Here is a 25,451-nt window from a genome sequence, read left to right as displayed (position 1 = left end):
AGAATGATGATGTGTCAGAGGATTACGTGATGGGTTTAACGTTTTGCGCGTTTAAAAGAGTGACAAGCACGCGGCATAGCGGCGAAGCGCAATCTATGGTATTGATATTATTAAAATATTGAGACTTTAGCGCCTGGCAGACCGGGCGGAAGCGATGTAGCTGCTAAAATTTAACCGATGTAGCGCACGATAGCCTCGTGCGGCTGCCACCGAAAAGGAGGTGAAAAATGTTAGAGCAAATTTGCCAGCTGGCGCGCGAAGCGGGCAACGCGATCATGCTGATCTATGAAAAGGAGACGCCGGTAGACGTTTCCCGCAAATCCGATAACTCCCCGGTGACCGCTGCGGATATTGCCGCGCACGATATCATTCTGCAGGGACTTAAACAGCTCACGCCAGAGGTGCCGGTGCTGTCGGAAGAAGAGCCGCCTTCATGGAGTGAGCGCCAGCAGTGGCAGCGCTACTGGCTGGTCGATCCGCTCGACGGCACTAAAGAGTTTATCAAGCGCAACGGCGAGTTTACCGTCAATATCGCGCTGATCGACCAGGGCAAGCCGGTTCTGGGCGTGGTCTACGCGCCTGCGCTCGGCGTGCTTTACGCCGCAGCGGAGGGCAAAGCTTGGAAAGAAGAGGGCGGCAACAGGACGCAGATCCATGCGCAGGAGGCACGGCCACCGCTCGTCGTGGTAAGCCGTTCACACGCCGACGATGAGTTGAAAGAGTACCTCAAGCAGCTGGGCGAACATCAGACCATCGCCATCGGCTCCTCGCTGAAGTTCTGCCTGGTGGCGGAGGGCAAAGCGCAGCTCTATCCACGCTTTGGGCCGACCAATATCTGGGATACCGGCGCGGGGCACGCCGTCGCCGTCGCGGCCGGGGCGCACGTTCACGACTGGACAGGCAAAACGCTGGATTACGCGCCGCGTGAGTCCTTCCTTAATCCGGGCTTCCGCGTCTCGCTGTTCTGATCAAGAAGGGAGGCTGCCGCCTCCCTTTTTTCAGGATTTCAGCAGCGTCCGAACCAGGCTAATGACCTGCATCACCTCCTCCTGCGTTAGCGCGCCGTCTTTAACAAAGCGCACGCGACCGCTCTTGTCCAGCACCACAATTGCCGAGCCGGCGTCCGCCAGCTGCCAGGCGTGCTTTACGTTGCCTTTGCTGTCGACGATAAACTGCGACCAGGGATACTGCTTTTTATTACTCTCGATACTGCTGCGTACAAACATCCCGGTGCCGGGGATCGCGTCATCGGTATTGACGATGGTGGTGGTCTGGTAGCGATCGTGCGGAAAGGCGGCGGCTTTGATTGCTTCAACCAACGCTGCATTTTTCTCTTTTGCAGAGGAGCGTCCGGCGATGTGCTGGATCACGCGCACCTTGCCGGCGAGCTGTGCGCTGTTCCAGCGCTGGTAGCGGAAATCATCCTGTTGATAGAGCAGCTCCCCTTTATCCTCGACGCCAACCGCGGGCACGCGCTGGTCTTGCTTCAGGCTGTGGGCGAAAACGGCGCCGGGCAAGAGAACCAGCGCAAACAGAGTGCAGGCGAGTCGCATTATCAGTCTCCTCGGTGATCGGACCAGTTAGTCATTTTTCTGCAATAGTAAGCGGGGATGATGCGCCTGTCTTGTTAAGGTTTCAGGTTTGCTATGTATGCCACAATCTCTTAACAAGTTTGGATTTATACTGTGTTGGTAAAGCGACATAACAGACTATTCTGTAATGATGTGTCAATTCAGTAAAAAAGTTCAGTTTTCGGAACAATACCATCGTGGTGTGTTCTATAGTTTACCGGCACTTTGCGCTTCATGGGCTCGTACCGAACTTGGCAACGGCGAAGCGTATTTATAAATGTACAGGAGTTAGACAGCATGAAGATCTTCCAACGCTATAATCCATTGCAAATAGCGAAATACGTAAAAACGCTGTTCAAAGGACGGATGTATATCAAGGACGTTGGCGCGTTCGAATTCGACAAAGGAAAAGTGTTGATTCCGCGCGTAAAGGACATTCAGCATCTGAGCGTGATGTCCGAAATTAACCGTCAGGTTCTGCGCCTTCAGGCGGAGTTCAACTGATAAAAAGGGCGCCGACGGCGCCCTCTGATTTTCTACTCTTCAGCTTCCGTGGTTTTCGCCACGTTAATCACCGGCGGACGATCGTCAATCCGCGTCACCAGCAGCTGATCGATACGATAACTGTCAATATCGACCACTTCGAACTTAAATCCGGCGAACTTGACGAAATCGGTGCGCTTCGGGATCTTGCGCAGCATATACATCATGAATCCGCCGATGGTTTCGTAATTGCCCGACTGCGGAAACTCGTCGATATGCAGCACGCGCATCACGTCGTCGATCGGCGTGCCGCCCTCTACCAGCCAGGAGTTCTCGTCGCGCGCCACGATCTGCTCTTCCAGCCCCTGGCCCACCAGATCGCCCATCAGCGTGGTCATTACGTCATTAAGAGTGATAATGCCCACCACCAGCGCGTATTCATTCATGATCACCGCAAAGTCTTCGCCCGCGGTTTTAAAGCTTTCCAGCGCTTCAGAGAGCGTCAGGGTATCCGGCACGATCAGCGCCGAGCGGATCTGCACGCCGCTGTTAAGCGCCATGCTTTGGTTACCCAGCACGCGCAGCAGCAGCTCTTTGGAGTCGACGTAGCCGACGATATGGTCGATATCGCCGTCGCATACCAGGAATTTAGAGTGGGGATGCTGGGCGATTTTGGTCTTTAGCGTGGTTTCATCTTCACGCAGATCGAACCAGACCACGTTTTCGCGCGAGGTCATCGAGGAGGGCACGGTGCGCGACTCCAGCTCAAACACGTTTTCAATCAGTTCGTGCTCCTGCTTACGCAGCACGCCCGCCAGCGCGCCCGCTTCCACCACCGCGTAGATATCGTCGGAGGTGATATCGTCTTTACGCACCATCGGCAGCTTAAAGACGCGGAAGAAGACGTTCGCCAGGCCGTTGAAGAGCCAGACCAGCGGACTAAACACCAGCAGGCAAAAACGCATGGGGTTGATGATGCGCAGCGCCACCACTTCCGGCGCGATCATGCCGACGCGCTTCGGCGTCAGATCGGCGAACAGAATAAAGAAGCTGGTAACGATGATAAAGGAGCAGATAAAGCTGAGCTGGTCGGCGAGCGCTGGCTCCATAAAGCGGCTAAAAAGGCTGCTGAAGGCGGGGGAAAAGGCGGCATCGCCGACGATACCGCCGAGAATAGCCACCGCGTTCAGGCCGATTTGCACCACGGTAAAGAAGGTGCCAGGGGTTTCCTGCATCTTCAGCACGCGCTGCGCGTTAATATTGCCTTCGTCGGCCAGCAGTTTGAGTTTGATCTTGCGGGCGGCCGCCAGCGAGATTTCTGAGAGAGAAAAAAAGGCGCTGATCACGATCAGCAACAATATGACAAGCAAGCTATCTAACATAGGGTTTCCAAAGGGTTATCCACTTGTCATTTTTGGCCTGGGCAGCGCGCCTGGAGGGCGTACCGAGCGTACTCACCTCATAGTCTGGGCTGTCCGTGCCAAAAATGTCTGCGCCTTATCGACGATGTGAAGCAGCGCCGGGGCAGAAACAGAGCAGGCGACGCCTGCGCCGCTGATTATAGCAGCAGCGCCCTCAACGCCGCCAGAGTTCGCGGCAACGCCTTTGCGCTCAGATTAATCTGAGTGGCGCGCGCAACTGTTGCGCAGCGGTTGTATCGCTCTGGCCATTTGCCGACAATAAGGCGCTATTTGACTTTGTTCGCGTTTTTCGCAGCCGCAGGCCGCTGTATGCGGCTATGATGATGACTGCGCCGCTGCGATATTCTTATCCAGGGATCTATTACGCCCCGCGGAATTGGGGTCGGCATGATTAACAGGAGTACGCGTGCCACGAATTCACGTCTGTTTTATGACCTGCCTGCTGGCCGCCGCGCCGGTCGCCCAGGCAGCGAAAGTGCGCCTTGAGGTGCAAGGCTTAACCGGGGATCTTAACAGGAATGTGCGCGCTCGCCTCTCGACTATCGGCGCCGATGAAGTGTCGAACGATGGCCGTTTTCGCGCGCGCGTTTCAGAAGCGATCCAGCAGGGGCTTAAAGCGCTCGGCTACTACGAGCCCGATATCGACTTTGAGGCGCGTCCCGCGCCGCCGCAGGGCGGACGGCCGGTGCTTATCGCCCATGTCAAACCCGGTGAGCCGGTGAAAATCGCCGGCAGCACCATCGTGCTGGAAGGCGACGCGCTGCGCGATCCTGACTATCGGGCCTGGGTGAAAGCCGGTACGCCGCAAAAAGGGCGGCAGCTCAACCACGGCGAATATGACCGGTTCAAAAATGGCTTTTCAAGTCTGGCGCTGCGTAACGGCTACTTTGACGGAAATTTTAAAAAGAGCCAGCTCGGCGTGTCGGTCGAACGACGCGAGGCTTTTTGGGATATCGACTACGACAGCGGCCAGCGCTACCGCTTCGGCGACGTTAGCTTTTCCGGATCGCAGATCCGCGAAGCCTACCTGGAGAAGCTCGTTCCCTTCAAAAAAGGTGATTATTACAGCTCGCGCGAGCTTGCCGAGCTGAACCGGCGCCTGTCGGCCACCGGCTGGTTCAACTCGGTGGTGGTCGCGCCCGATTTTGCGCAGGGGCGAAAAAGCAAAGTGCTGCCGCTCAACGCCGCCGTTACGCCGCGCACTGAAAATACCATTGAAACCGGCGTTGGCTATTCAACCGACGTTGGGCCGCGCCTGAAGGCGACGTGGAAAAAGCCCTGGGTCAACGACAGCGGCCATAGCATGGCCGCCAGCGCCTATCTCTCCGCGCCAGAGCAGCAGCTTGATTTAAGCTATAAAGTGCCGCTGCTAAAAAGCCCGCTGGAGCAGTATTACATCTTCTCCGGCGGCCTGAAGCGCACCGATTTAAACGACACCAAAGCCGACACCACCACGCTCGGCGTATCGCGCTACTGGGAAAACAGCACTGGCTGGCAGAAGGCGGTCAACCTGAAGTGGAGCCTCGATCACTTTACACAGGGTAACGTCACCAACACCACCATGCTGCTTTATCCCGGCGTCAGCCTGAACCGCACGCGCTCGCGCGGCGGCCTGATGCCAACGTGGGGAGATTCACAACGCTACTCTGTAGACGTCTCCGACACCACTTGGGGCTCCGATGTCGACTTCCTGATTATGCAGGCGCAGAACGTCTGGATCCGCACGCTGGCGGATAAGCACCGCTTTGTGGCGCGCGGTAACCTCGGCTGGATTGAAACCAATAACTTCGAGAAAGTGCCGCCGGATCTGCGCTTCTTCGCGGGCGGCGACCGCAGTATTCGCGGCTACAAATACAAAGGCATTTCTCCACGCGACGACGACGGCAAGCTAACCGGCGCCTCGAAGCTCGCCACCGGCTCGCTGGAATACCAGTACAACGTGACAGGCAAATGGTGGGGAGCGGCGTTCATCGACTCGGGCGAAGCGGTCAACGACATCAAACAGAGTAATTTTAAAACCGGCGCGGGTTTCGGCGTGCGCTGGGCATCGCCGGTCGGACCAATCAAGCTCGATATTGCCCGACCGATTGGCGACAGCGAGGAGCATGGTTTGCAATTCTATATCGGACTGGGGCCTGAACTATGAAGCTGTGGAAAAAGGTCCTGATCGGCGTACTGATTTTTCTGGTGCTATTACTGGGCGGCGTGGCATTTTTAATCGGCACCACGCCTGGCCTGCATCTGGTGCTGAACGGCGCGGCGCGCTGGGTACCGGGCTTATCGATCAAGCAGGTTGACGGCGGCTGGCGCAACCTGACCATCAGCGGGCTGCGCTATGAGATGCCTGGCGTCAACGTCGATGCCGGCACCTTTCATCTGGCGGTGGATCTTAATTGCCTGCTGCACTCCTCGGTGTGCGTCAACGATATCGCGCTGAAAGATGTCAGCGTGGTGGTGGACAGCAAAAAGATGACGCCAGCGCAGCAGACGCCGCCGGAAGAGGAGAGCGGCAGCGGCGATCTCAGCACCCCTTATCCGATTACGCTGCGTCATCTCGGCCTGCATAACATCCATGTCAAGATTGACGACACCGCTGTCTCACTGCTCGACTTCACCACCGGGCTGCAGTGGCAAGGGCGCGCGCTGACGCTAAATCCGACCCATATTCAGAGCCTGCTGGTGGCGCTGCCGAAAGCGGCGCAGGTCGCCAGCGAAGAGGTCGTGCAGCCGAAGGTGCAGCAGCCGCAGCCGGATGAGAAGCCGCTGGGCGAAACGCTGCAGACGATGTTCGCTAAACCGCTGCTGCCTGAGCTGCCCGACTTCCGTTTGCCGCTCGATATTGACGTGCAGGAGATCCTCGGCGAACAGCTGCGCCTCACCGGCGATACCGATATTGCGGTAAGTCGCCTGCTGCTGAAGGCGAAAACCACCGACCGGCGGCTGCAGCTGCAGACGCTGGACGTCGATTCGAACCTCGGCCAGCTTAACGGCAGCGGCGAAGCGACCCTGGCGGACAACTGGCCGGTGAATTTTACGCTTAACGGCACGGCGAACGTCGATCCGCTGAAAGGGGAGAAGATCAAGCTGGATCTCGGCGGCGCCATGCGCGACGAGCTGAAGCTGGGCCTGAATCTTTCTGGTCCGGTTCGCGCCCAGCTCGACGCCGCCACCCGGCTGGCTGAGGCAGGGCTGCCGCTGTCGCTGCGCCTCACCAGCCCGCAGCTGCGCTGGCCGCTGACCGGCGCGGTGCAGTACCAGGCGGACAATCTCGACTACCAGTTCAAAGGCAAAGCCACTGACTATGTGATGTCGCTGCGCACGGCGGTGAAGGGCGACAGCGTGCCGCCCGCCACCGTGACGCTGGACGGCAAAGGCAACGTCGAGCAGTTCAACCTCGACAGGCTGCGCATCGGCGCGCTGCAGGGCAACGTCGACCTGACGGCGCTGGTGGACTGGAGCAAAGCCATCAGCTGGCGCAGCGAGCTGACGCTCTCCGGCATCGACACGGCGCGTCAGTATCCCGACTGGCCGGCGAAGCTGGACGGCAAAATTGCCACGCGCGGCAGCCTCTACGGCGGCAGCTGGCAGATGAGCGTGCCGCAGCTGCAGCTGAAGGGCAACGTCAAACAGAATGCGGTCAGCGCCGAAGGCTCGCTGAAAGGCAACAGCTATAACCAGTGGGATATCCCGGGGGTGAAAATTGTGCTGGGCCGCAACAACCTGGATATCAAAGGCTCGCTGGGCGACGCGCTTAATCTGGACGCCACTGTGGACGCGCCCCATCTCGACAATGCTCTGCCGGGGCTGGGCGGCGTCGCCAGAGGCACCATCAAGGCGCGTGGTACGCTGCAGGCGCCGCAGCTGCTGGCCGATCTCAACGCCACCGGCCTGCGCTGGCAGCAGCTGCAGATCCGCCGCGTCACGCTAAACGGCGACGTGCGCTCCAGCGATCAGGTGGCCGGCAAGCTGCAGCTGCGCGTCGAGCAGCTGCAGCAGGATGCGCTTAAGATCGGCCTGCTGACGCTCAACGCCGACGGCAATGAAAAAGCGCATCAGCTGAAACTCAACGTGCAGGGCGAGCCGGTTTCCGGCCAGCTGGCGCTTAACGGCAGCTTCGATCGCCAGCAGCAGCGCTGGCAGGGCACGCTTAACAATACGCGCTTTGACACGCCGGTGGGCGAGTGGCGTCTGACGCGGGCGATGGCGATCGACTACCTTAACGCGAAGCAGACCGCCACCATTGGGCCGCACTGCTGGCAGAACCCCAACGCGCAGCTCTGCGTGCCAGAGCCAGTCGAAGCGGGTCCGAGCGGTCACGCGCATATCCAGCTCACTCGTTTCGACCTCGCGATGATTAAGCCTTTCCTGCCGGAGGAAACCCAGCTGGCAGGCGTCTTTAGCGGCGATGCGCGCGTGAACTGGACGGCGGACGGTGCGCTGCCGACCGGCACCGTCTCGCTGAAGGGCAACGGCGTCAAGGTGCGGCAGGATGTGCAGGGCAATACGCTGCCCATCGATTTCAGCGCGCTCAACCTCAACGCGGCGCTGCGCAACGGCCGCGCCGATCTCGACTGGCTGATCCGCATCGCCAACAATGGCCAGCTCGACGGCAACGTGCAGATCGACGATCCACAAAATCGCCGTACGCTGGGCGGCAACGTCAACATCCGCAATATCTCTCTGGCGCTGCTCAATCCGGCGCTGATGCAGGGCGAGAAGATTAAGGGCAACCTGAACAGCGCGCTGCGCCTTGGCGGTAGCATCAAGCAGCCGCAGCTTTTCGGCCAGCTTGGCCTGCAGGGCGTCGACGTTGACGGTAACTTTATGCCGGTCGATCTCACCGACGCTAACCTGAATATGGTATTCAACGGCATGAGTTCGACGCTCAATGGCCAGATACAGACCGCGCAGGGCAATCTCAACCTTAACGGCAACGCAGACTGGAGTCAGCTCGACAACTGGCGCGCCCGCATCGCTGCGCAGGGCAGCCGCGTGCGCGTGACCGTGCCGCCGATGGTGCGCATGGACGTTTCGCCCGATCTGGTATTCGAAGCGACGCCGGCGGCCTTTAGCCTTGACGGCCGTGTCGATATTCCCTGGGCGCGCATTACCGTGCAGGAGGTGCCGGAGAGCGCCACCGGCGTCTCCTCGGATGAAGTGCTGCTGGATAAAAATCTGCAGCCCATTCAGCCGAAAACCGCCGCTATCCCGATTAACAGCAATCTGGTCGTCCACGTCGGCAACGATGTGCGGCTATCGGCCTTTGGCCTGAAGGCGAAGCTTAACGGCGACCTGAAAGTGGTGCAGGACAGAACCGGTCTGGGCCTCAACGGCCAGATCAATATCCCGTCCGGCCGTTTCCACGCTTATGGCCAGGATCTGATCGTGCGCAAAGGCGAGCTGCAGTTCGCTGGCCCGCCGGATCAGCCTTATATCAACCTGGAAGCGATTCGTAACCCCGAAGCGACAGAGGATGACGTGACGGCCGGCCTGCGCGTGACCGGGCTGGCGGATGAGCCAAAGGTGGAAATTTTCTCCGATCCGGCGATGTCGCAGCAGGAGGCGCTTTCCTACTTGCTGCGCGGCCAGGGACTGGGCTCAGACGGCGACGGTAACGCATTAACCTCCGCCTTAATTGGCCTGGGGGTTGCACAAAGTGGTCAGGTTGTGGGTAAAATTGGCGAGACGTTCGGCGTCAGCAATCTTGCCCTGGATACGACCGGCGTTGGCGACAGCCAGCAGGTGCAGGTCAGCGGCTATGTGCTGCCGGGTCTACAAGTAAAATATGGTGTCGGCATATTTGATTCACTGGCGACCTTAACCTTGCGTTATCGCCTGATGCCCAAACTCTATTTGGAAGCCGTGTCTGGTGTGGACCAGGCGCTTGATCTGCTTTATCAGTTTGAGTTTTAGCAATGCGAATAATTGTCTACGGCAGTTTACGGCGCAAACAGGGAAACAGTCACTGGATGACGAATGCGCAATGGCTGGGGGATATGCAGATTGAGGGCTATGAGCTCTACAGTCTCGGCCATTATCCGGGCGTGATCCCGGGCGAAGGAACCGTCTATTGTGAAGTTTACCGCATCGACGCCACGACGCTGGGCGAGCTGGATGCATTGCGCACTAAGGCTGGCGAATACAAACGCCAGCTGATGCAAACGCCTTACGGCAGCGCATGGCTTTACGTCTATCAGCGCCCGGTTAAGGGGCGTGAGCGCATCGCCAGCGGCGACTGGCTACGGCGCGACGATCCTCCGTCAGACGCATAAACGAAAACACCGCCCAGAGGGCGGTGTTTTTTTATCTGCGGCTTTGAAGAGCGGGTGATACAGGCCGATCGCAAACACGCAAAAAGCGGCATCCATGCCAGCTCGGCCCGCGTCTTCCCTGACGCGGGACGCTTTGCTCTTCGGCCCATACCACCCGCTCAGTCATCCGGCGCACAGACAAAAACACCGCCCAGAGGGCGGTGTTTTTTATCTGCGGCTTTGAAGAGCGGGTGATACAGGCCGATCGCAAAGACGCAAAAAGCGGCATCCATGCCATCTCGGCCCGCGTCTTCCCTGACGCGGGACGCTTTGCTCTTCGGCCCATACCACCCGCTCAGTCATCCGGCGCACAGACAAAAACACCGCCCAGAGGGCGGTGTTTTTTATCGGGCGGCGTCAGATTATTTCTGCTGAGCGCGCTCGAAAGAGGAGATGATTTCAGCTTTCGCCGCTTCGGCGTTGTCCCAGCCTTCAACCTTCACCCATTTGCCTTTTTCCAGCGCTTTATACTGCTCGAAGAAGTGGGTGATCTGCGCGCGCAGCAGTTCCGGCAGGTCGTTCACATCTTTAATGTGATCGTACTCTTTGGTCAGCTTGGTGTGCGGCACGGCAACCAGTTTGGCATCTTCGCCAGACTCGTCGGTCATTTTCAGCACGCCAACCGGACGGCAGCGGATCACGGAGCCCGGCTGCAGCGGATACGGGGTCGGAACCAGCACGTCAACCGGATCGCCATCCAGTGACAGGGTGTGGTTGATATAACCGTAGTTGCACGGATAGAACATCGCCGTAGACATAAAACGGTCTACGAACAGGGTGCCGGAATCTTTGTCGACTTCATATTTGATCGGATCGGCGTTGGCCGGGATCTCAATGACAACGTAGATATCTTCTGGCAGTTCTTTACCGGCAGGCACCTGGTTCAAACTCATCGGGCATTCCTTCAATAGTCACATGTTGAGTGTCGGCTATTATAGCCAACTGCCTGGGAAAGTATGCCCCAATTTTGACCTTTCGGAATGCTCCTCGTCCTACTTCGCGACGACGAACAGCGAGACGATCCCCGCAGCAATCAGTGGTCCGACCGGCACGCCGCGAAAGAAGGCGACGCCAATCACCGTGCCGATTAACAGGCCGCCGACGACCGACGGCTGCGCGCTCATAAAGCTCACGCCGCGCCCGCCCAGCCAGGCGACAAAAATGCCGACCAGAATCGCCACGATCGACTGCCAGTGGACGAAAGATTTCAGCAGAGACGTGGCGGGCAGTGAACCGCTGGCAAGCGGTGCCATAACGGCGACCGTCAGGATAATAATGCCGAGCTGGATGCCCTGTTTCTCGACGTAGGGAAAGAACTGCGACAGCGGGGTGAGCTTGATCGCCAGCAGGATCACAATAGAGATAGTGACTGCACTGTTGTGAACAAAATAGCTAAGGACCGCGAGGCCGATAAGAATAAGGGTAGAGGCGTACGCAGCCATAATTTCTCCCTGAAAATAGATGGATGCGCCAGCCGATGCCGACGCGTGAATAAACAACCGTCTCCATTTATCAACAATCGCCGCCGTCGGCGCAACTGCCTTTATTCATTGCGCGCAGCAACAGCGCCTGATTACGCACCAGATCGACGCGCTGCGCCGCCAGCGAAATCTGCGCCAGCGTGCCCTGCGTGCTGTTGAAATAAGCCGCGCTTGCCGACTGCCAGCTGTCGCGATACGCCAGCCACTGACGCTGCGCACCGCGCACCTTATTTTTAGGCTCGCCGGTGAGCCTCTTCATTAACTGACCATATTGCATGTTCATCTCGCTATCCCACGCCTGGCTGGCGCGGTCGTAGCATGACACCATCGCCAGGGTGGTAGAGGCGCCGTTGAGGCATTGCGCCAGCGTATGATCGATCGGGCTCTGCTGTGCCAGCGCAGAGGTGCAGAGCAGCAGCCCGGCGGCGGCAATACCTTTTTTCATGCTGTGAATCCTTATTAAGAAAGGTTAAGCGTGGGTGATCATCAGGGAAATGACCATCAACGTCGGTAAAGTTTCCTTACGCAATTGCCGATAACTTGTACGTTTTAGGGCGACTGGATTTTCTGCCTTTATATAAGCAAACGGAAAACAACATCATGAAAAAGCTCTCACTACGCACAGGATTATTAGCTTTACTCGCCTTTATGACCTTGCTGCTGCTGGCGGTCAGCGTCATGGGCATTATTGCCATTAACAAAGGAAACCGATCGCTGGATGTGATTAACCGCATCCAGGGTATCGAACTTAACGCGCTCTATCAAAGTAACGGCGACCTGATGCGCGCGCGCGCCACCGCCGCGCTGGCGGTGCGCAAAATCGAGATTGGCCTGCTGGACGAGGGCGCCGCCTCGGTGAAACAGGCGCAGGCTGACGTACAGGCGTCGCAGAAGAGCATGAAGGCGTTTATTGCGGCCGGGACGGTGACGGCGCAGGGCAAAAAGCTGGCTGACGCCGTCGTAGCCACCTGGAACGCCTACCTGGCGCAGGGCATCAAACCCATCATGGATGCGCTGGAAAAGCAGTACACCGACGAATATTACAGCGTGCTGGAGGGCAATCTCGCTAAGCTTGCCTCGGACTACAGCAGCGCGGTGACGGCGTTCGGCAGCTATGCCGATCAGGTCACCGACGCGCAGCTGGCGCAGGCAGCCTGGCACGAAACGCTGATGAAGGCGCTTATCGGCGCGGCGGTGGCGCTGACCCTGCTGCTGTTCGTACTGGCCTGGGTGCTGATGCGCCGCCTGCTGCTGCTGCCGCTTAACCGCGCCATTACCCATCTTGAGCAGGTTGCGGCAGGCGATCTCTCCCGGACGCTGCCGCCTGCGGGCGACAACGAGCTGGGCCGCCTTAACCGCGCGCTAGGAGTGATGCAGCAGGCGCTGCGCGCTCAGGTGAGCCAGGTGCTCCACGCCAGCCAGCAGATCGACGTCGGCAGTCGCGAGCTGGCAGCGGGCAATGTGCATCTTTCCCAACGCACCGAAGAGTCAGCGGCGTCGCTGGAGCAGACCGCCGCCAGCATGGAGCAGCTCACCGCCACGGTGCGCCTTAATGCCGCCAACGCGCAGCAGGCGAATAAGCTGGCGAGCAGCGTTTCCAGCACCGCCGATCGCGGCGCAGAAGTGGTCAGCTACGTGATGGAGAAAATGCAGGAGATCACCGCCAGCGCGAACCGCATCGGCGATATCCTCGGCGTGATCGACAGCATCGCCTTTCAGACCAATATCCTCGCGCTGAACGCCTCGGTAGAAGCGGCGCGCGCGGGCGAGCAGGGGCGCGGCTTCGCCGTCGTGGCTAATGAGGTGCGCACGCTGGCGCAGCGCAGCGCCAACGCAGCGAAAGAGATCCGCGGACTGATCTCGGAGTCGCAGACGCGGGTCAAAGAGGGCAGCGATATGGCGACGCGCGCGGGCGAAACCATGGATGAGATCGCCAGCGAGGTGATGCGCGTCACAACGCTGATGAAGGAGATTTCCATGGCGTCTGACGAGCAGAGCCGCGGTATCGAGCAGGTGAATCAGGCGGTGACGCAGATGGATGAGGCGGCGCAGCAGAACGCGGCGCTGGTTGAGCAGGCAACGGCGGCAACCCAGTCGCTGGAGGCGCAGTCGCAGCATCTGCAAGCTACGGTATCGCTGTTCCGGCTGGAAACGGCGTAAAAGAGAAGGGCGCGAGATTCGCGCCCTTGTCGTCTGTGCGTTTACGCTGCTACGCGAATAAGGTGGCCCAATCGCCCACTCTTAATTACTGCGCGGCGTCCGGGTATTCGCGCAGGAAGCGCTCAACGTCGTCGACCATCGCGTCATTGCCGCAGAAGAACGGGCAGCGCTGATGCAGGGTTTCCGGCTGGAGGTCGAGGATACGGTTCTTGCCGTCGCTCGCCTTGCCGCCAGCCTGTTCGGCGAGGAACGCCATCGGGTTGCACTCATAGAGCAGGCGCAGTTTGCCGTTCGGGTGGCTGGCGGTGCTCGGGTAGAGATAGATGCCGCCTTTCAGCAGGTTGCGGTGGAAATCCGCCACCAGCGAGCCGATGTAGCGCGAGGTGTAAGGACGATGTGAGGCATGATCCTCTTCCTGGCAGAACTTCAGGTATTTCTTCACGCCCTGCGGGAAACGAATATAGTTGCCTTCGTTAATTGAGTAGGTGTAGCCCGTCGGCGGATAGGTCATGCGCTCGTGGCTCAGGCAGAAGACGCCGAGTGACGGATCGTAGGTAAAGGCGTGGACGCCGCAGCCGGTGGTGTAGACCATCATGGTCGAAGAGCCATACACCACGTAGCCCGCTGCAACCTGCTTGTGGCCCGGCTGCATGAAGTCCGCTTCGGTGACCGGCGTGCCTGGCGCGCTAACGCGATGGTAGATAGAGAAAATGGTGCCGACAGAGACGTTAACGTCGATATTGGACGAGCCGTCCAGCGGATCCATCAATACCACGTATTTACCGTGCTCCACTCCTTCGAAGATTACAAATTCGTCCTCTTCTTCCGAGGCAATCCCCGCCACGATGCCGCGCGCCTTCAGCGCCGCTTTCAGCTTCTCGTTCGCGAAGAGATCGAGCTTCATCTGCTGCTCGCCCTGAACGTTTTCAACGCCACTTGCGCCGAGAATATCTACCAGACCGGCTTTATTGATGTCACGGTGGATGATTTTCGCGCCCAGCTTAATAGCGGAAATTAGCGCCGTCAGTTCACCTGTTGCGTGAGGAAAGTCGTGCTGTTTCTCGACGATAAATTCGCCTAACGTTTTCATAACACATTCCCTGAATCTTCGATGGAGTGGCAGCCTGCCTGGCAAACCGCCAACGTTTGCGTACGCAGTTTAGCCGAATGAACTTCAAAAACCATAGTCCTAATCCGTTTCTTAACTCTGCGAGCGGGGTTACACTGTGCGCCGAACTTTTGAGTAATGGATCTCGTTATGCGTATTCATATCCTTGGGATTTGCGGCACGTTTATGGGTGGTCTGGCGATGCTGGCACGTTCCCTTGGCCATCAGGTGACCGGTTCGGACGCCAACGTTTACCCGCCGATGAGCACGCTGCTTGAGCAGCAAGGCATTGAATTAACAGAGGGTTACGACGCCTCTCAGCTCGACCCCGCGCCGGACCTCGTTATCATCGGCAATGCCATGACGCGCGGCAACCCCTGCGTAGAAGCCGTGCTGGAGCGCAACATTCCCTACCTTTCCGGCCCGCAGTGGCTGCATGACTTCGTGCTGCGCGATCGCTGGGTGGTTGCAGTAGCAGGAACGCATGGCAAAACAACCACCTCTGGTATGGTAGCCTGGATACTGGAGTCGTGCGGACTGGAGCCGGGCTTTATCATCGGCGGCGTGCCCGGCAACTTCGACGTCTCGGCAAAATTAGGAAAAAGTCCATTCTTCGTCATCGAGGCGGATGAGTATGACTGCGCCTTCTTCGACAAGCGTTCCAAATTCGTTCACTACTGCCCGCGCACCCTGATCCTCAATAACCTTGAGTTCGATCATGCGGACATCTTCGACGATTTGCGCGCCATTCAGAAGCAGTTCCACCATCTGGTGCGCATCGTGCCGGGCCAGGGAAAAATCGTGCTGCCAGAGCACGACCACAACATCCGCCAGGTGATGACGATGGGCTGCTGGAGCGAGCAGGAAAGCGTCGGCGAGGGCGGCCGCTGGCAGGCGAAGAAGCTGGTGCAGGACGCCTCGCGCTGGGAAGTGCTGCTCGACGGTGAAAAGGTCGGTGAGGTGAACTGGTCGCTGGTGGGCGAGCACAACATGCATAATGGCCTGATGGCGATCGCCGCCGCGCGTCACGTCGGCGTCAAGCCTGAAGACGCGGCGCAGGCGCTCGACGGCTTTATTAATGCGCGCCGCCGCCTGGAGCTGCGCGGTGACGTCAACGGCATCAAGGTCTATGACGATTTCGCTCATCACCCCACGGCAATTCTGGCGACTTTATCGGCGCTGCGCAGCAAAGTCGGCGGCCGGGCACGTATTCTGGCAGTGCTGGAACCCCGCTCTAACACCATGAAAATGGGCGTCAGCAAAAACGATCTGGCGCCTTCGCTGGCGCGCGCGGATGAGGTGTTTCTGTTTCAGCCGCACCATATTCCCTGGCAAGTCTCCGACGTGGCCGAAGCCTGTATGCCGCCGGCGCACTGGAGCGCCGATATCGACACGCTGGTAGAGATGGTCGCGAAAGCTGCACAGCCAGGTGATTCGATTCTCGTTATGAGCAACGGCGGATTTGGCGGCATTCATCAGAAGCTACTGGATCGGCTCGCTTAACGCTCAGGGTGCCTCTTCGAGGCACCTTTTTATTTCATCGCTCACGCCGGTTTCTTTTTTATTTTCACAAACCGTCGCGCTAATATTTGAAACCGATCTCTCTACTCTCTCCGCTATTGCCACATTTTTTCCTTTGTTGTCAAAAAAAGAAAGGATTGCCGCCGCAAGACTTTTTAGCATCAGACCTGCTGCCATATAAGAAATAACAGCTTTCCCGTTAATGAGGTAAATAACAGGTGTTCATGATGCAATCATGCTTATTTTGGTATGCGGGTTAATTACAGGTTAATCGTTATTGTAGGCAGGCTCGTTTATTTAAGCTGCCTCACGCGTTTAAATAAGGATGTTATTATGGGAAAGAGTAAACTATTACGCGCCTCTCTGGGCATGGCGCTGCTGCTCAGCTCCGCAGCGGCGCTGGCGACCGCGACGGTGGATTATCGCCATGAGTATCGGCTACGTGACCGCACGCACTATGACAAACTGGGGCTCAGCACGACCTTGCCCAATGATATGTTTATCGGTATTGAGACCAAATATAAAACCGGCGGTGCCGATCCTAAAGATAAATTTTATAACGACACGGTGCTGAACGTGGTCGAAGTGACCTTTCTGAAATCTTATTACTGGGGGCGCTGGACGATCTCGCCCTTTATTCAGCCGGAGTTTAATTCTGCGCGCACCGAATGGAAATTTGGCGTTGCGCCCTGGTATAAAATTAACGACCGCTGGTTTGTTGGCGGACTTTATCGCCTTGAGCTGACCGACTATGCGCATGAAGATAAGTGTCGTACCGGCGGCATCGATTATTGCGATACCGATCGTCATCGCACCGCGAATCGCTTCGACCTCTATTTACGTAATAAAAGCGATCGGCTGACCACGACCTATAAGCTGGTCTATAAGCATGCGGACGCGAAGCTTTTCGCAAATAAACACGATGATTATGAGCAGGAGCTGCAGTTCGACTACGCACTCGGTAACGATCGCGCCTGGGTACCCTATGTGACCTTCGGCGATATCGGCCGTGCGTCGACTTCCAGCGAACGCCAGCTGCGTTTGCGCGCCGGCATTCTCTACAACTATCGTTAACCGCTATTCTGGCGGGCAGCCTTGCCCGCCTCGGCGTAGCTTAGCTTTCCGCCAGCTCGCGCAGATACTGGAAAATCTGACGTGACGATTTAGGCGCTTTATTGCCTGCTTTCTCTTTCTGCGCGTTGCGGATCATGCTGCGCAGCTGCTGACGATCGGCATGAGGATAGAGCGTAATCACTTCGTTCATCGCCTCGTCGCCCTGTTCGATCAGGCGATCGCGCAGCGCTTCCAGCTTGTGGAACAGCGCCACCTGCTGGTTGTGACGGTTCTTCAGCTTGTCCAGCGCCTGACGGATCGGATCGACGTCGCGCGAGCGCAGCATTTTGCCGATCAGCTGCAGCTGGCGGCGACGGCCCTCTTTCTTGATGCGCTGCGCCAGCTCGACGGCGGCCAGCAGCTCTTCATCCAGCGGGATCTTCTCCAGGGCGTTCTTGCCCAGATCGACCAGTTCGGCACCCAGGCGTTTTAGCTCTTCAGCGTCGCGTTTAATTTCGCTTTTACTGACCCAGATAATCTCTTCATCTTCTTCTTCCTGATTATCCGGCACATCGTCGAGCCACTCATCGGGCTGTTTGGTCATTTTCTGGGCTCCCCTAAAAAAAGAGGCTAATCCTATCAGTTTATCGGGTGACTGCGAAATTGTTCTCTGACTCTGATAGACTCAAAACTTTCATACTTAAGATTAGACGGCAGGCCGATGAACGTATCTACTCAGGTTGCAGAACAGCGAAAAGTGTTGGAACAGGCAGTGGCGCAGGCGCTCGATCTGGCGAAGGCCAGCACCGACGGCGCGGAAGTGGCAGTGACCAAAACCACCGGAATCGGCGTCAGCACCCGCTACGGCGAAGTGGAGAACGTCGAGTTCAACAGCGACGGCGCGCTCGGCATCACCGTTTATCATCAGAACCGCAAGGGCAGCGCCTCATCGACCGACCTCAGCCCGGAGGCGATCAAACGCACCGTGCAGGCGGCGATCGATATCGCGCGCTACACCTCGACGGATCCTTATGCCGGCCCGGCGGATGCCGATCTGCTGGCGTTCGACGCGCCGGATCTCGATCTTTATCATCCCTGGGAGATCGACGCCGATCGCGCCATCGAGCTCGCCGCGCAGGCGGAGCAGGCGGCGCTGAAAGCGGATCCGCGTATTACCAATACCGAAGGCGGCAGCTTCAACAGCCACGTCGGTATTAAAGTCTTCGGTAACAGCCACGGCCTGCTGCAGAGCTACTGCTCCAGCCGTCATTCGCTCTCCAGCTCCGTTATTGCCGAGCAGGACGGCGATATGGAGCGCGACTACGCCTATACCATCGGCCGCGCCTTCGAGGATCTGCAAAGCCCCGACTGGGTAGGCGCAGAGTGCGCGCGTCGCGTGCTGTCGCGGCTGGCGCCGCGCAAGCTATCTACCATGAAAGCGCCGGTGATTTTCGCGCCGGAAGTCGCCACCGGGCTCTTCGGCCATCTGGTCGGCGCCATCAGCGGCGGCAGCGTCTACCGTAAATCGACCTTCCTGCTTGACGCCCTCGGCCAGCAGATCCTGCCGGAATGGCTCACTATTCAGGAGCAGCCGCATCTGCTGAAAGGGCTGGCGTCAACGCCGTTCGACAGCGAAGGCGTACGCACCCAGGCGCGCGACATCGTGAAGGATGGCGTGCTGCAAACCTGGCTGATGACCAGCTACTCGGCGCGCAAGCTGGGCCTGAAAAGCACCGGCCACGCGGGCGGCATCCACAACTGGCGTATCGCCGGGCAGGGCAGCAGCTTTGAGGATCTCCTGAGGCAGATGGGCCGCGGCCTGGTGGTGACCGAACTGATGGGGCAGGGCGTCAGCGCCATTACCGGCGACTATTCACGCGGCGCGGCTGGCTACTGGGTTGAGAACGGCGAAATTCAGTATCCTGTGAGCGAGATCACTATTGCAGGAAATCTCAAGGATATGTGGCGCAATATCGTCACGGTGGGTAACGACATTGAAACCCGCAGCAACATACAATGTGGCTCGGTGCTGCTGCCGGAGATGAAAATCGCCGGACAATAACAGAACTCGCTTCCTGAAAGCAGCCGCTCTGGCTGCTTTTTTTTTACCCACAATAAAAAGGATATTCCGATGCGTAAGCGTGTGATTGCAATGTTGACTCTCTCCTTGTTGTCTGGAAGCGCCAGCCTGTATGCGGCGGATTTAGAAAATGATATGGATACGCTGAAAGACGGGCTGAATACCGTGATGAAAACCGACGACGCGCAGGAGATGCATAAAGCGCTGGGCGAGATGCGCCAGGCGGCGCAGGATGCGAAGAAATCGACGCCGGACAAACTTGAAGGGCAGCCGGCCGACAGCGCGCAGATCAAGGATTACCATGCGGGACTGGACTCGCTGATTGCGCAGATTGATGTGGTCGACAAGCTGGCGCAGGCCAATAATCTGGACGGCGCCAAAACCGAAGCGAAGAAGCTGGCGGAGATCCGCAACGCTAATCATAAAAAGTTCCGCTAACGCTCGGGCCGGTCGCGCGACCGGCTCTGTCTTATCATCAGCTTTTCTTATCGCGTTCCATTTTACTGCCGCGCCGTGCGCCGCTGCCTGCACGATTCTCTTTTGATACCCGCTATTTACTGTTGAAGACGCGCATAGCGCGGCTTCTGTCACACAATCCGTGCGCCCTGCGATCTGGCGCACAGCCTGCCCTGCGATTTCCACTTACATGCGGAAAAAGTGCGTCTGCACTTCCACCTTGTCACGCCGTAATTTATTCGCAACGCGAATTTTCGTGAACAGGAGTAGCAAGGTGAGCAGTAACGGAGCTTCGGTACGGCAGGCAACGCCGGAAGAGATTCAGGCCCTGGCCGACAAGGTGATGGCGCAAATCGCGGCGATCTACACCCAGCACCATATCGCGCCCAACGCGGTGCAGCAGCAGATGCTGGCGTCGCACGTACGCGCCATGGCGCTGCGCTCGCTAACCGGCGAACCCCTTCCTGAGGTGGAAGCGGAGCTGTTTGAAGATATTTCGCCGGAGACCATGCAGCTGGCGCAGCAGGTGGTCGATCTCTTCGGCAATCTGCCGCGCGAAGAGGCCTGGCTTCTCTCCGTCCATATAGAAGTAGCTCGATCTAACTGACTCTATAAAGAGGAAATCATCATGGTAACCGTAGTGATTGGCGATCGTTTAGGTAAAGGACAGAAAGTTGCGGCGGGCGTGGAAAAGGCGGGCGGCCGCGCCGTCGTGGTGCCGGGCGTTGCGGCGGATATGAAGCTGGGTGACGTAATGAAAGCGGAAAATGCCGACTTCGGCATCTCCTTTTGCGGCAGCGGCGGCGCAGGCGCCATCACCGCGCAGAACAAATATGGCTATAAGGCGCGCCACGGTATGCGTTCCGTTGACGAAGGCGTCACCGCCATCAACGAAGGCGCCAATGTGCTCGGCTTCGGCTTTATGGACAAAGAAGAGCTGGGCGAGCGGCTGGTGCAGGCCTGGAACAAGAAGCACGGCAGCTGATAATGAAAGAACAATACGTTACTCAGGTGACGGTGCAGGGCAAAGGCGACAGTAAAGAGAAAGCTTTTGCCGATGCGCTGAGTCGCGTGCAGAACCAGGTTCTGCGCGCGACGCAAAAAATCCTGCTGCGCATCGAACCCCTTGATGTCCGGGTGCTGCACGCGCAGGAGAGCGTCAAAACAGAGAAGTTTTTGTTCTTTTTTCTGGCGCGCCAGCGGCGGAGCTACAGCGTTGAGCTGGAGATCTCCGTCAGCGTCACCGTGATTGATACCGGGCAGGTGACCTTCACGGCGGCACCGTAAAAACAGACGACAACAAAGGTAAAAAAACATGTTTTTAATTATTTTGTTTAAGTCGTTGATCATTGGGGGGCTGGTCGGTGTGGGCGTCGGCGCTGGTGCGGCGCGTATGTTCCACGCGCCGACGTCGCAGGGGATGGGCGCGTTCCGTACGCTGGGCGAGCTCAACGCCTGCGAAGGCGATCCCGCCTCGCACTTCTCCTTTGGTCTCGGTTTTTTCTTCAATGCCTGGGCATCATCCGTCGCGGCAGGCTCCTTCACTCAGGACGTCGACCACCGCATCATTCCTAACTGGGGCGCGGCCGCGCTGATGGTGAAAAACCGCAACCTGGCTGAGACCCTGCACGACCCGAAAAAGATGGCCATCGCCTGCGGCATTATCGGCATGATCGTCGTCGCCTTTCTTAACTCCACCGCCTCGGCGGTGCCGGCCGCGCTGCAGGTGACCGCGGTAAAAGTGCTGGTACCGGCGGCAAACCTGCTGGTCAATACCGTTATGCCGGTGATCTTCTGGCTGGCGGCCATCGACGCCGGAAAGAAATCGGGCTTCTGGGCGACGATTTTCGGCGGTCTGGCGCAGCTGATCATGGGCAACGCCGTACCTGGCCTGGTGCTCGGCATCCTGATCGGTAAAGGCGTGGAAGAGAGCGGCTGGAACAAGGTCACCAAAGTGATGATGGTGGCAATCGTGCTGCTGTTCGTGCTGAGCGGCTTCTTCCGCGGTTTCGATATGAAGCTGCTGCAATCTTTCCAGTTGGGCATTCCAGGCTGGCTCGACATGATCCATAACTCCCTGAGCGGCAAGTAAGGTTATTGACATGACTGAAAATAAAGGTTTTTGGTACGCCGACTGGTCTTTTCCACTCTTTGTCGGTCTGCTCTCGGCGGGCGTGTTCGCCGGGACGCACATGTACTACCTCTACGGCATCGGCGCGTTTAACGAAGTGGCGTTTGTTTCGATGCTGCGTGCTGGCATGGAAACCGGCGTCTACGGCGCGGTGGCGGCCTTCGGTGCAAGCTTCCTGTTCGCGCGCATCATTGAAGGCTCGCTGGTGGGGATTCTCGATATCGGCGGCGCGATCCAGACTGGCGTTGGCCTGGGTGTTCCGGCGCTGCTGCTGGGCGCGGGCATCGTCTTTCCGGTGGCTAACTTTGCTGCTTCTCTGGCAACCGGCCTGGTGATTGGCCTGGCGATCGGCTACGTCATCATCCTGGCGCGCAAGTTCACCATCAACCAGAGCGACTCCACCTACGGGGCCGATGTGATGATGGGCGCGGGCAACGCTTCTGGCCGTTTCTTAGGCCCGTTGATCATTCTCTCGGCGATGGCGGCCTCAATCCCGATCGGCCTCGGCTCGCTGCTGGGTGCGCTGCTGTTCTACCTCTGGAATAAACCGATCACCGGCGGTGCGATCCTGGGGGCCATGATCCTCGGCGCAATCTTCCCGGTCGCTATCTGATACAGACGGCGGCTCGCCAGCGGGCCGCCGCGTCAAGGAGTTGCTATGTTCGATCTAATTCTTCGCCGCGCACGGCTCACGGATGAGCGGCTGGCAGATATCGCGCTTCAGGACGGCAAAATTGCCGCTATCGGCGACAGCCTACAGGGCGAAGCAGCGAGCGAACGCGATCTGGCCGGACGCTACTACGTCAGCGCTGGCTGGATCGATTCCCACGTTCACTGCTACCCAAAATCCCCGATTTACCATGACGAGGCTGATGCCATCGGCGTGGCGACCGGGGTGACGACGGTGATCGACGCGGGGAGCACCGGCGCCGATCGTATCGATGATTTTTATGCCATTACCCGCGCCGCCACCACCCAGGTCTACGCGCTGATCAATATCGCACGCACCGGCATCGTGACCCAGAACGAGCTGGCGGATATGCGGCAGATCGACGGCGACGCGGTGCAGCAAGCTGTAGAGCGGCTGCCCGGCTTTATCGTCGGCCTGAAGGCGCGCATGAGCAGCAGCGTGGTCGGCGAGAATGGCATTCAGCCGCTGATCAAAGCCAAAGCGATCCAGCAGCGGGTCGGCGGTCTGCCGCTGATGGTGCATATCGGCAATAACCCGCCGGATCTGGCGGAGATCGCCGAGCGCCTCACCGCCGGCGACATCATTACCCACTGCTTTAACGGCAAACCTAACCGCGTGCTGACGCCGCAGGGCGAACTGAAGGCGTCGGTGCGCAACGCCATCGCGCGTGGCGTCAGGATGGACGTCGGCCACGGCAGCGCCAGCTTCAGCTTCGAGGTGGCGCGCGTCGCCATCGCGCAGGGCATTCTGCCCGACACCATCAGCTCAGATATCTACTGCCGCAACCGCCTCAACGGCCCGGTGCATAGCCTGGCGCACGTTATGTCGAAGTTTTTCAGCCTCGGCATGACGCTGCAGCAGGTGATCGACTGCGTCACCTGGAAGGCGGCGGACGGGCTGCGCCTGATGCGCAAAGGGCGTCTGGAGGTCGGTTTCGACGCCGATCTCACGCTTTTCAGCGTGACCGACGCGCCCCGCCTGTTTGTCGATTCCGAAGGCGAACAGGTCACCGGGGAGAAACATCTTACGCCGCTGGCCGCCGTGGTGGCGGGCGAGTGGTTCCTGACAGAAGAAGGGAAAGCCAATGTCTTCGATCTATGAAAAATATGGCCTGAAGCCGGTCATCAACGCCTCTGGCCGCATGACGATCCTCGGCGTCTCTACGCCGTCGCCGGACGTGGTCGACACCGTGCAGATCGGCCTCAGCCACTATTTTGAAATGAAAGATCTGGTCAACAAGACCGGCGCTTACATCGCGCAGCTGCTGAATGTGGAAAACGCGGTGGTGGTCTCCTGCGCCTCGGCGGGCATCGCGCAGTGCGTCGCGGCGGCGATCGTCAAAGAGAACGACTGGCTGCTGGATAATCTGCATGCCGCGCCGCTTGAGGTGCCGCACGACATCGTGGTGCCGAAAGGCCATAACGTGAACTACGGCGCGCCGGTCGGCAGCATGGTGGCGCTGGGCGGCGGTCGTCTGGTGGAGGCGGGTTACAGCAACGAGTGTTCGCCCGAGCAGCTGGCGGCGGCGATCACGCCGCAGACCGCCGCCATCCTCTACGTGAAATCGCACCACTGCGTGCAGAAAAGCCACCTGAACGTCGAGCAGGCGGCGGTCGTGGCGCGCAAACATGGCGTGCCGCTGATCGTCGACGCGGCCGCCGAAGAAGATTTGCAGTGCTACTACCAGTACGGCGCCGATCTGGTGATCTACAGCGGCGCGAAGGCGATTGAAGGGCCGACCAGCGGGCTGGTAATCGGCAGAGCGCAGCCTGTGGAGTGGGTGAAGCGCCAGAGCAACGGCATCGGCCGGGCGATGAAGGTAGGCAAAGAGGGCATTCTCGGCCTGACGCAGGCGATTGAAAATTATCTGCGGCTGGAAAAAACCAGCGGCGCGCAGATGGTGGAGAAAATGACGCCCTTTATCGACAACCTCAATCAGCTGCGCGGCGTGAGCGCCCGCGTCGTGTGGGACGCGGCGGGGCGCGATATCGCCCGCGCCGAGATCAAATTCGACGAGGCGGCCATCGGCCAGCGTACCGGCGACATCGTGCAGGCGCTGAAAAATGGCGCGACCGCTATCTATTTTCGCGGCTACAAAGCCAATGAGGGCATTATCGAGGCGGATGTGCGCAGCGTCAGCGCTGAACAGCTGCACACCATCTTCACCTCGATTCAAACGCTGTTGAACGGAGGAAAAACCGCATGAAGCTGACCCCGAATTTCTATCAGGATCGTCTCTGTCTTAACGTGCTGGCAGGCTCGAAAGCCAACGCGCGCGCCATCTGGGAGGCAGCGGAAGGACATGTACTGGTGGGCGTGCTGTCGAAAAACTACAGCAGCAACGAGGCGGCTATCGCCGATATGCGCGACTATGCCGCGCTGATCGACAACGCGCTCTCGGTCGGACTCGGCGCGGGCGACCCGAATCAGTCAAAAATGGTGAGCGAGATCTCCGCGGTGCTGCAGCCGCAGCACGTTAACCAGGTCTTTACCGGCGTCGCCACCAGCCGCGCGCTGCTGGGCCAGTCGCAAACCGTGGTCAACGGTCTGATCTCGCCGACCGGCACGCCGGGCCTGGTGAAGATCTCCACCGGCCCGCTCAGCGCGCAGGGCAGCGACGCGCGGGTGCCGATTGACAGCGCCATCGCGCTGCTGAAGGATATGGGCGGCAGCTCGGTGAAATATTTCCCGATGGGCGGACTAAAGGCGGTCGACGAGTACCGCGCCGTCGCCCGGGCGTGCGCGGCGCATGACTTCTGGCTGGAGCCGACCGGCGGCATCGATCTCGATAACGTCGAAGCGATCCTGAGGATCGCGCTGGAGGCGGGCGTCAGTAAAATTATCCCGCACGTCTACAGTTCCATTATCGATCCCGTCAGCGGCGATACGCGCGTGGAAGATGTGCGCCAGCTGCTGGCCATTTGCAAAAAATTGCTGCCGTAGCGACAGCCACGCTGGCGCGCTTCACAGGGCGCCGGCGCTTG

Annotated in this window: 26 protein-coding genes; 18 read left to right on the top strand and 8 right to left on the bottom strand. The window is 58.7% G+C overall.

The genetic code is table 11. From position 1 onward, the window contains the following. The first annotated feature begins 227 nt into the window (after positions 1 to 227). Positions 228 to 968, top strand: a complete 741-nt coding sequence (cysQ, locus tag Q9R34_RS14395) for a 3'(2'),5'-bisphosphate nucleotidase CysQ (RefSeq protein ID WP_434125095.1) — start codon at positions 228 to 230, stop codon at positions 966 to 968. A gap of 30 nt (positions 969 to 998) precedes the next feature. On the opposite strand, the gene Q9R34_RS14390 is transcribed toward cysQ, so the two are convergent. Beyond that, a complete protein-coding gene (locus tag Q9R34_RS14390; protein ID WP_485894521.1) occupies positions 999 to 1,553 on the bottom strand; it encodes a YtfJ family protein in 555 nt (184 codons plus the stop codon). Positions 1,554 to 1,868: 315 nt separating this feature from the next. Here Q9R34_RS14390 and Q9R34_RS14385 point away from each other — a divergent pair, with 315 nt between their 5' ends. Further along, a complete protein-coding gene (locus Q9R34_RS14385) occupies positions 1,869 to 2,075 on the top strand; it encodes a DUF1107 domain-containing protein (protein ID WP_033754894.1) in 207 nt (68 codons plus the stop codon). Positions 2,076 to 2,107: 32 nt separating this feature from the next. Here the strand turns inward: Q9R34_RS14385 and paeA are convergent, their stop codons facing one another. Further along, positions 2,108 to 3,436, bottom strand: a complete 1,329-nt coding sequence (gene paeA / locus Q9R34_RS14380; protein WP_434125097.1) for a polyamine export protein PaeA — start codon at positions 3,434 to 3,436, stop codon at positions 2,108 to 2,110. A 469-nt stretch (positions 3,437 to 3,905) separates the two neighbouring features. Here paeA and tamA point away from each other — a divergent pair, with 469 nt between their 5' ends. The 3 genes from tamA to Q9R34_RS14365 are packed head-to-tail and all read left to right on the top strand — an operon-like array spanning position 3,906 to position 9,747. Next, a complete protein-coding gene (gene tamA, locus Q9R34_RS14375) occupies positions 3,906 to 5,621 on the top strand; it encodes an autotransporter assembly complex protein TamA (RefSeq protein ID WP_434125297.1) in 1,716 nt (571 codons plus the stop codon). Beyond that, positions 5,618 to 9,388 (top strand): autotransporter assembly complex protein TamB, encoded by a 3,771-nt coding sequence (gene tamB / locus Q9R34_RS14370; protein ID WP_485894518.1) that lies wholly within the window; start codon positions 5,618 to 5,620, stop codon positions 9,386 to 9,388. Before tamA ends, tamB begins: the two co-directional genes overlap by 4 nt. A 2-nt stretch (positions 9,389 to 9,390) precedes the next feature. Continuing rightward, positions 9,391 to 9,747, top strand: coding sequence for a gamma-glutamylcyclotransferase family protein (locus tag Q9R34_RS14365; RefSeq protein ID WP_033754905.1), 357 nt, complete (start codon positions 9,391 to 9,393; stop codon positions 9,745 to 9,747). A gap of 401 nt (positions 9,748 to 10,148) precedes the next feature. On the opposite strand, the gene ppa is transcribed toward Q9R34_RS14365, so the two are convergent. From ppa to Q9R34_RS14350, 3 genes are all read right to left on the bottom strand, one after another. Continuing rightward, positions 10,149 to 10,679: an inorganic diphosphatase gene (ppa, locus tag Q9R34_RS14360; protein WP_434125099.1), complete on the bottom strand. Its 531-nt coding sequence runs from the start codon at positions 10,677 to 10,679 to the stop codon at positions 10,149 to 10,151. Positions 10,680 to 10,778: 99 nt separating this feature from the next. Further along, on the bottom strand, positions 10,779 to 11,228 hold the full coding sequence (locus Q9R34_RS14355) for a DUF441 domain-containing protein (protein ID WP_434125100.1): 450 nt from the start codon (positions 11,226 to 11,228) through the stop codon (positions 10,779 to 10,781). 70 nt (positions 11,229 to 11,298) lie between these two features. Further along, on the bottom strand, positions 11,299 to 11,712 hold the full coding sequence (locus tag Q9R34_RS14350; RefSeq protein WP_434125101.1) for a lysozyme inhibitor LprI family protein: 414 nt from the start codon (positions 11,710 to 11,712) through the stop codon (positions 11,299 to 11,301). A 155-nt stretch (positions 11,713 to 11,867) separates the two neighbouring features. Here Q9R34_RS14350 and Q9R34_RS14345 point away from each other — a divergent pair, with 155 nt between their 5' ends. Further along, a complete protein-coding gene (locus Q9R34_RS14345; RefSeq protein ID WP_434125102.1) occupies positions 11,868 to 13,427 on the top strand; it encodes a methyl-accepting chemotaxis protein in 1,560 nt (519 codons plus the stop codon). An 85-nt stretch (positions 13,428 to 13,512) separates the two neighbouring features. Here the strand turns inward: Q9R34_RS14345 and fbp are convergent, their stop codons facing one another. Beyond that, positions 13,513 to 14,517 (bottom strand): class 1 fructose-bisphosphatase, encoded by a 1,005-nt coding sequence (fbp, locus tag Q9R34_RS14340; RefSeq protein ID WP_434125103.1) that lies wholly within the window; start codon positions 14,515 to 14,517, stop codon positions 13,513 to 13,515. A gap of 168 nt (positions 14,518 to 14,685) precedes the next feature. Here fbp and mpl point away from each other — a divergent pair, with 168 nt between their 5' ends. Further along, positions 14,686 to 16,038, top strand: a complete 1,353-nt coding sequence (gene mpl / locus Q9R34_RS14335; RefSeq protein WP_434125104.1) for a UDP-N-acetylmuramate:L-alanyl-gamma-D-glutamyl-meso-diaminopimelate ligase — start codon at positions 14,686 to 14,688, stop codon at positions 16,036 to 16,038. Between the two features lie 3 nt (positions 16,039 to 16,041). On the opposite strand, the gene Q9R34_RS14330 is transcribed toward mpl, so the two are convergent. Further along, on the bottom strand, positions 16,042 to 16,218 hold the full coding sequence (locus Q9R34_RS14330; protein ID WP_485894513.1) for a hypothetical protein: 177 nt from the start codon (positions 16,216 to 16,218) through the stop codon (positions 16,042 to 16,044). Positions 16,219 to 16,389: 171 nt separating this feature from the next. Between Q9R34_RS14330 and Q9R34_RS14325 the strand changes: the two genes are divergently transcribed. Beyond that, positions 16,390 to 17,130 (top strand): oligogalacturonate-specific porin KdgM family protein, encoded by a 741-nt coding sequence (locus Q9R34_RS14325; RefSeq protein WP_434125106.1) that lies wholly within the window; start codon positions 16,390 to 16,392, stop codon positions 17,128 to 17,130. Between the two features lie 40 nt (positions 17,131 to 17,170). On the opposite strand, the gene yjgA is transcribed toward Q9R34_RS14325, so the two are convergent. Beyond that, complete coding sequence (yjgA, locus tag Q9R34_RS14320; protein WP_033754925.1) at positions 17,171 to 17,713, bottom strand: ribosome biogenesis factor YjgA; 543 nt, start codon at positions 17,711 to 17,713, stop codon at positions 17,171 to 17,173. A 117-nt stretch (positions 17,714 to 17,830) separates the two neighbouring features. On the opposite strand from yjgA, the gene pmbA reads away from it, so the two are divergent. The 10 genes from pmbA (at position 17,831) to dagF (ending at position 25,410) form a co-directional block, all read left to right on the top strand. After that, positions 17,831 to 19,171, top strand: a complete 1,341-nt coding sequence (gene pmbA / locus Q9R34_RS14315; RefSeq protein WP_434125107.1) for a metalloprotease PmbA — start codon at positions 17,831 to 17,833, stop codon at positions 19,169 to 19,171. A 69-nt stretch (positions 19,172 to 19,240) separates the two neighbouring features. Continuing rightward, a complete protein-coding gene (cybC, locus tag Q9R34_RS14310; protein ID WP_434125108.1) occupies positions 19,241 to 19,627 on the top strand; it encodes a cytochrome b562 in 387 nt (128 codons plus the stop codon). A gap of 292 nt (positions 19,628 to 19,919) precedes the next feature. Further along, positions 19,920 to 20,252, top strand: a complete 333-nt coding sequence (locus tag Q9R34_RS14305) for a glycine dehydrogenase (RefSeq protein ID WP_434125109.1) — start codon at positions 19,920 to 19,922, stop codon at positions 20,250 to 20,252. A 15-nt stretch (positions 20,253 to 20,267) separates the two neighbouring features. Further along, positions 20,268 to 20,630, top strand: coding sequence for an SFCGS family glycine-rich protein (locus tag Q9R34_RS14300; protein WP_096072111.1), 363 nt, complete (start codon positions 20,268 to 20,270; stop codon positions 20,628 to 20,630). Positions 20,631 to 20,632: 2 nt separating this feature from the next. Next, a complete protein-coding gene (locus Q9R34_RS14295; RefSeq protein WP_434125110.1) occupies positions 20,633 to 20,932 on the top strand; it encodes a DUF4312 family protein in 300 nt (99 codons plus the stop codon). Positions 20,933 to 20,960: 28 nt separating this feature from the next. Continuing rightward, the gene (locus Q9R34_RS14290) at positions 20,961 to 21,737 is read left to right on the top strand and encodes a DUF4311 domain-containing protein (protein WP_434125111.1); all 777 of its coding nucleotides are present in this window, start codon (positions 20,961 to 20,963) and stop codon (positions 21,735 to 21,737) included. 10 nt (positions 21,738 to 21,747) lie between these two features. Next, on the top strand, positions 21,748 to 22,389 hold the full coding sequence (locus Q9R34_RS14285) for a DUF4310 family protein (RefSeq protein ID WP_434125112.1): 642 nt from the start codon (positions 21,748 to 21,750) through the stop codon (positions 22,387 to 22,389). Positions 22,390 to 22,434: 45 nt separating this feature from the next. Further along, a complete protein-coding gene (locus Q9R34_RS14280; RefSeq protein WP_485894508.1) occupies positions 22,435 to 23,568 on the top strand; it encodes an amidohydrolase/deacetylase family metallohydrolase in 1,134 nt (377 codons plus the stop codon). Continuing rightward, positions 23,552 to 24,673, top strand: a complete 1,122-nt coding sequence (locus Q9R34_RS14275; RefSeq protein ID WP_485894506.1) for a DgaE family pyridoxal phosphate-dependent ammonia lyase — start codon at positions 23,552 to 23,554, stop codon at positions 24,671 to 24,673. Before Q9R34_RS14280 ends, Q9R34_RS14275 begins: the two co-directional genes overlap by 17 nt. Then, a complete protein-coding gene (dagF, locus tag Q9R34_RS14270) occupies positions 24,670 to 25,410 on the top strand; it encodes a 2-dehydro-3-deoxy-phosphogluconate aldolase (protein WP_485894504.1) in 741 nt (246 codons plus the stop codon). The genes Q9R34_RS14275 and dagF overlap by 4 nt, the downstream gene beginning before the upstream one ends. Positions 25,411 to 25,451 lie beyond the last annotated feature (41 nt).

The sequence above is a fragment of the Enterobacter sp. BRE11 genome (assembly GCF_031844285.1).
GTDB lineage: Bacteria > Pseudomonadota > Gammaproteobacteria > Enterobacterales > Enterobacteriaceae > Pantoea.
Note: the sequence above shows the minus strand (reverse complement) of the source record. Positions and strands in the feature narration are given on the sequence as shown.

Excerpts from the sequence above, each read along its gene's own strand:
- cysQ (WP_434125095.1), top strand. The coding sequence starts at position 228 with ATGTTAGAGCAAATTTGCCAGCTGGCGCGCGAAGCGGGCAACGCGATC.
- Q9R34_RS14390 (WP_485894521.1), bottom strand. The coding sequence starts at position 1,553 with ATGCGACTCGCCTGCACTCTGTTTGCGCTGGTTCTCTTGCCCGGCGCC.
- Q9R34_RS14385 (WP_033754894.1), top strand. The coding sequence starts at position 1,869 with ATGAAGATCTTCCAACGCTATAATCCATTGCAAATAGCGAAATACGTA.
- paeA (WP_434125097.1), bottom strand. The coding sequence starts at position 3,436 with ATGTTAGATAGCTTGCTTGTCATATTGTTGCTGATCGTGATCAGCGCC.
- tamA (WP_434125297.1), top strand. The coding sequence starts at position 3,906 with ATGACCTGCCTGCTGGCCGCCGCGCCGGTCGCCCAGGCAGCGAAAGTG.
- tamB (WP_485894518.1), top strand. The coding sequence starts at position 5,618 with ATGAAGCTGTGGAAAAAGGTCCTGATCGGCGTACTGATTTTTCTGGTG.
- Q9R34_RS14365 (WP_033754905.1), top strand. The coding sequence starts at position 9,391 with ATGCGAATAATTGTCTACGGCAGTTTACGGCGCAAACAGGGAAACAGT.
- ppa (WP_434125099.1), bottom strand. The coding sequence starts at position 10,679 with ATGAGTTTGAACCAGGTGCCTGCCGGTAAAGAACTGCCAGAAGATATC.
- Q9R34_RS14355 (WP_434125100.1), bottom strand. The coding sequence starts at position 11,228 with ATGGCTGCGTACGCCTCTACCCTTATTCTTATCGGCCTCGCGGTCCTT.
- Q9R34_RS14350 (WP_434125101.1), bottom strand. The coding sequence starts at position 11,712 with ATGAAAAAAGGTATTGCCGCCGCCGGGCTGCTGCTCTGCACCTCTGCG.
- Q9R34_RS14345 (WP_434125102.1), top strand. The coding sequence starts at position 11,868 with ATGAAAAAGCTCTCACTACGCACAGGATTATTAGCTTTACTCGCCTTT.
- fbp (WP_434125103.1), bottom strand. The coding sequence starts at position 14,517 with ATGAAAACGTTAGGCGAATTTATCGTCGAGAAACAGCACGACTTTCCT.
- mpl (WP_434125104.1), top strand. The coding sequence starts at position 14,686 with ATGCGTATTCATATCCTTGGGATTTGCGGCACGTTTATGGGTGGTCTG.
- Q9R34_RS14330 (WP_485894513.1), bottom strand. The coding sequence starts at position 16,218 with ATGCTAAAAAGTCTTGCGGCGGCAATCCTTTCTTTTTTTGACAACAAA.
- Q9R34_RS14325 (WP_434125106.1), top strand. The coding sequence starts at position 16,390 with ATGGGAAAGAGTAAACTATTACGCGCCTCTCTGGGCATGGCGCTGCTG.
- yjgA (WP_033754925.1), bottom strand. The coding sequence starts at position 17,713 with ATGACCAAACAGCCCGATGAGTGGCTCGACGATGTGCCGGATAATCAG.
- pmbA (WP_434125107.1), top strand. The coding sequence starts at position 17,831 with ATGAACGTATCTACTCAGGTTGCAGAACAGCGAAAAGTGTTGGAACAG.
- cybC (WP_434125108.1), top strand. The coding sequence starts at position 19,241 with ATGCGTAAGCGTGTGATTGCAATGTTGACTCTCTCCTTGTTGTCTGGA.
- Q9R34_RS14295 (WP_434125110.1), top strand. The coding sequence starts at position 20,633 with ATGAAAGAACAATACGTTACTCAGGTGACGGTGCAGGGCAAAGGCGAC.
- Q9R34_RS14290 (WP_434125111.1), top strand. The coding sequence starts at position 20,961 with ATGTTTTTAATTATTTTGTTTAAGTCGTTGATCATTGGGGGGCTGGTC.
- Q9R34_RS14285 (WP_434125112.1), top strand. The coding sequence starts at position 21,748 with ATGACTGAAAATAAAGGTTTTTGGTACGCCGACTGGTCTTTTCCACTC.
- Q9R34_RS14280 (WP_485894508.1), top strand. The coding sequence starts at position 22,435 with ATGTTCGATCTAATTCTTCGCCGCGCACGGCTCACGGATGAGCGGCTG.
- Q9R34_RS14275 (WP_485894506.1), top strand. The coding sequence starts at position 23,552 with ATGTCTTCGATCTATGAAAAATATGGCCTGAAGCCGGTCATCAACGCC.
- dagF (WP_485894504.1), top strand. The coding sequence starts at position 24,670 with ATGAAGCTGACCCCGAATTTCTATCAGGATCGTCTCTGTCTTAACGTG.